Below are 799 nucleotides of genomic sequence, written 5' to 3' on the forward strand. Positions count from 1 at the left end.
GTAGCCGGGCGCGGGCCTGGACAGCGCGGCCACGGCGAACGCGTCGTGCTCGCCCGCGTCGAACCCGCCGTCGGGGCGCAGCCACAGGTCGAGCAACCCCGACGCCTCCAGCGCCGCCTCCAGCCCGGCCTGGGCGACGGGGTCGAGCCCCGACCTGAACGCGATGGCCCGCCACAGCGGGGTCCCCGGCCGTCCCGGCCTGGCGGCGGTGGCCCGCGCGTGCGGGGCGGGCGGTTCCAGTACGGCCTGGTCGGTGAGGCTTTCGCGCTCTCTGGCCAGCTCGGCCCGCTCGGTGAGCAGCCCGGCGCGCCGGCTCGTGACGTGCTGCTCGCGGGTGGTCAGCTCGACGGCGGCCATCGTACGGGCGGTGCCGACCAGGTCGTCGGCCCGCTCGAAGTCGGCGACCAGCCCGGCGAGCGTGCCCGGGTCGAGCTGGAGCTGCGCGCAGCCGCCCGCCCAGTCGGCCAGGGCGGCGGCCAGGTCGCGGGCGCGTTCCTCGCACCGGCGCCCGGCCCGTTCGTGCGCCTCCTGAGCGGCGGCCAGGTCGTCGCGGGCCTGGTCACGCTCGTGCTCGGCCTCGGTGCGGCGCCTGACGGCCTCGTCGTGCCGGACGGCGCCCGCCCTGACGTCCCTGATCTGCGCGGCCCTGCTGGTGACGGCGGCCCGCAACAACTCCCGCGCCCGCCGCACGACCTCATCGCTGTCGGCCTCCCGGCCGGCAGGCACGCCACCGTCGGGCGCGAGGGCGGGCCGTGGGGGGTCGCTCGTGTCGTCCGGCCGGGTGAGCTCGGCCGGGGGG

1 pseudogene is annotated in these 799 nt (G+C 78.8%); it reads right to left on the reverse strand.

What is annotated here, in order from left to right:
- Window positions 1–726 (reverse strand): annotated as a pseudogene (locus tag ABFX54_RS56675) (hypothetical protein); the annotation flags it as partial.
- Window positions 727–799: the final 73 nt, after the last annotated feature.

It is taken from the genome of Nonomuraea maheshkhaliensis (genome assembly GCF_039529435.1).
GTDB classification, from domain to species: domain Bacteria; phylum Actinomycetota; class Actinomycetes; order Streptosporangiales; family Streptosporangiaceae; genus Nonomuraea; species Nonomuraea maheshkhaliensis.